At 72.3% G+C, this 3,013-nt stretch carries 4 protein-coding genes, 1 tRNA gene and 1 pseudogene; 5 read left to right on the top strand and 1 reads right to left on the bottom strand.

Annotated features, from left to right (window positions below; all coding sequences use genetic code 11):
- From E1283_RS39300 to E1283_RS34445, 5 genes and pseudogenes are all read left to right on the top strand, one after another.
- Positions 1-144, top strand: a pseudogene (locus tag E1283_RS39300) (IS982 family transposase); the annotation flags it as partial.
- Between the two features lie 145 nt (positions 145-289).
- Positions 290-544, top strand: coding sequence for a hypothetical protein (locus tag E1283_RS34435; RefSeq protein ID WP_132822099.1), 255 nt, complete (start codon positions 290-292; stop codon positions 542-544).
- A 244-nt stretch (positions 545-788) separates the two neighbouring features.
- Positions 789-911, top strand: coding sequence for a hypothetical protein (locus E1283_RS39615; protein WP_279571319.1), 123 nt, complete (start codon positions 789-791; stop codon positions 909-911).
- A gap of 161 nt (positions 912-1,072) precedes the next feature.
- Positions 1,073-1,513 (top strand): hypothetical protein, encoded by a 441-nt coding sequence (locus E1283_RS34440; protein WP_132822100.1) that lies wholly within the window; start codon positions 1,073-1,075, stop codon positions 1,511-1,513.
- A 623-nt stretch (positions 1,514-2,136) separates the two neighbouring features.
- Positions 2,137-2,427, top strand: coding sequence for a hypothetical protein (locus E1283_RS34445; protein ID WP_132822101.1), 291 nt, complete (start codon positions 2,137-2,139; stop codon positions 2,425-2,427).
- Positions 2,428-2,864: 437 nt separating this feature from the next.
- Here E1283_RS34445 and E1283_RS34450 read toward each other — a convergent pair.
- Positions 2,865-2,936: transfer RNA gene (locus E1283_RS34450), tRNA-Val, on the bottom strand.
- Between the last annotated feature and the right edge of the window lie 77 nt (positions 2,937-3,013).

Raw genomic sequence — 3,013 nt, forward strand, 5'->3', positions numbered from 1 at the left:
GGCCTCGAACAGCATGGCGGCCGCACCATCGAAGGCGTCGGCGTCCGAGTGGCTCAGCGGATCCTGGCGATGACCTGTGCAATCTGGCACAACCGCACCATCGGCGCACCCATCACCAGGTCACTGACCGCCTACGACCACTGAGCCACATCGGAACTATTCGTCTAGTACCGGGCGTCGACATCGAACAGCTGACCCGTGACCGGGACCGCACGGCCACGCGCGTGCACGAGGCGATGCCCGAGCTGCGCGGCGTCCTCGCCTCCTACGACGACCCGACGACGGGCCGGTGCGCCCGCTCAACGAGCTGCGCGACGCCGCGGCGGACGCGGTGCGGCATCGGCTCGGGAGCCAGTACGTGCGCATCATGCGCTCCGGACCGGCCCTGATGGCCGAGCTGCCGCGCGGGCTGGCCACCGCGCCGGCCGCCGAGCAGCCCGAGTTGGCCAGGCTGTTGGTCGCCGCGGTCCGCGCGGTGGACGCGGCGGCGTACAAGCACGGAGCTGGTAGACAAGCAGCAGCCGCTCTCCACCGACACCACTGAAGCCGACGCAGTAATCGGCAAGGGGAAAGACCAAGTAGAGAAGCTGCGGGTTGACTTGGTTCGCTTCCTCGAAGCGCAGTCCTCGCTCGATGACAAATGGGAGTCCGAGACCGGTCGCCGCCTTAGGCGATGGAGGTTACGCCCCCGACGGCGAGGAGATCCCGCGCCTGCCCACCATGTGGGACCGCGGCCTCCGCGCCGTGCTCACCGCCCTGGCGGCCGGCATCCGGCGCGCGGTCGACTGGTGGATCACCGCACCCGGACCCCGCCGGTTCCGCGCCGGCCCGGCGGGCCCTGGGTGAAGCGCGCTGCCGGCGCCGCGGTCGCCCTGTACGTCCTGAGCATCCTCGCGACCGTCTACCTGTAGGCCACGCCCGAGGCGCGCGCCGGACACCGCAGGTCCTGGCGTCCCACCTGTCCGGGACAGTCCGGGACACCCTGATCCCCTTCCACTGCGCGGACCCGCCCAGCAATCCTCAAGCCGTGCCCCAGACCGGAGCACAGCCCACAAGGGGAGGGGACCCAACTATGCGCATCCGACGCGCACTCATCGGCGGCCTGGCCGGCGCCGCCCTGGCCACAGGGATCGCGGCCTCACCGGCATCCGCCGCCGACGGCCTCCAGCGGGCCGCCGTCACCAGCAGCACCCCGCCCAGCGGCATCCCGAACGCCGCCTCCGGCTTCGTCGGCGAGGCGCGCTTCGACCCCCACGGGGAGTGGTTCTGGCTGCGCGACACCTGGGCGGACAACGAGCCCGTCGCCATCGAGTGGGACTACTGGCACCCGGAGACCGGCCAGAGCCGCAGCGGCGTGATCTACGCCAACCAGGGGCAGGCCGCCGGCTGGACGAACCTGAACAAGAGCTTCGACGAGGGCGGGCACATGTACTTCTCCGTGTGCCAGATCGACCTGTCGGAGGGCATGGACGGCCTCTACGACTGTTGGGGCCCGGCCTTCTCGCTCACGTAAGGAGCGCCTCGACTACTGACGCCCCGCCACCAGCTCGGTGGCGGGGCGTTCCGCTGCGCTGGTCAGTCGGCGGCCTGCCCCCCGGCCTCGGATGCCGAGGCCGTCACCGCCTACCTCGCCAAGCACGGCCTCACCCTCGATCCGGACCTGATCCGGGCTGTCCTCAGTCCCTGGGACACCGTCGTGCGCCCGCCGCGGCCCGCCTCCGGCCCGGTGCCGAACATCCAGGACTGCGTCGCGGACGCGGTCCGATCCGGAATCCGGACCCTTCCGAACGTGATCCGGATCGTGCGGCGCACGCACCCGGACGCCAAGGAAGCGACGGTCGAGCGGTGCCTCAGGTCCTCGTTGAAGGAGTTGGCGTCGTGATCCGCCGCTTCGCGCGCTGGTGGCGCACCCGCCGCCGACACGCCCCGGGTCTGAGACACCGTCTGGTGCGGACGACCTGCCGCCCTGGCGCCGCCCCCGCGCCCCACGGCCGACGGCCGCCCCGGCCGGCATCGTGCCCGTGGCCGCGCCCGCTCCGGCGCCGCCGCCGGTCATCGTGGTGCAGCACAACTACTACGTCACCGAGCGGCTGCCCGACACCCCGGAACCGGCCCCGCGCTGGTCCATGGGACTGGATGTACCTCGCGCTGCGCCGCTGGGCGAGGCCGCGGCAGACCGCCATCGCGCTGCCGCTCGTCCTCCCGGCCGCGACCGTGTGGACCGCGCTCGTCTCCTCGTGCCGCGCTGAGGCCGGCATCCCCGCCGGCTACGTCGTCGCGGTGGGCCCGCTGGCCTACTTCGTCCTCGCGGACGCCCGCAGCCACCGCCTCGTCGCCCGCGTCGGCCTCCTCACCAGCATCGCCGGCATCGGCGCCGCCTTCTCCCCGTTCGACATCGTCACCCTCTTCACCGGAGTCACCCAGTGACCAGCGCCAACGTCCCCTCCATCGGCGGCCTCAGCCTGTCCCTGCTCTTCCTCGTCCTCAACTTTCGCGGCTGGTGGCGCGCCGGCGAGAAGCCGGCCGACCTGGTGTCCTTCACCGGCGGCTTCTTCGTCGGCTCCCTGTGGACCACCTGCACCGGCGGCCTCCTCGGCTGGGGCGGCGGCATGATCACCGCCGGGGTCAACATGACCGGCGGCACCGCCATCGAACGCGGCACCGGCACCTCCGACTCCGTCGTGGCGGGCGGCCCGTTGGACGCCCTCAGCCCCGGCGGCGCGCTGATCGTGCTCATCGCCACCGGCTTCGGCGCGGTCGCCCTGCGTGCGGCCGGCAAGGTCGACACCCGGCGCATGCTCGGCAGCCTGATCGCTGGTCTCGTCTCCCCGCCTGGGAGACGGGCCTTGGGGCTGGTCAGAGGGTGGGTGCAGACGGGTTCGAACCGCCGACATCCGCCTTGTAAGGGCGGCGCTCTACCACTGAGCTATGCACCCGGGGATTGAGGCAACACCCTACATGGCCCCCGCCGCGCGGCGGCAAACGTCGGCTTCGGGGAGGGAGGGGGGAAGGG

Source organism: Streptomyces hainanensis (assembly GCF_004348415.1).
Lineage (GTDB): Bacteria > Actinomycetota > Actinomycetes > Streptomycetales > Streptomycetaceae > Streptomyces > Streptomyces hainanensis.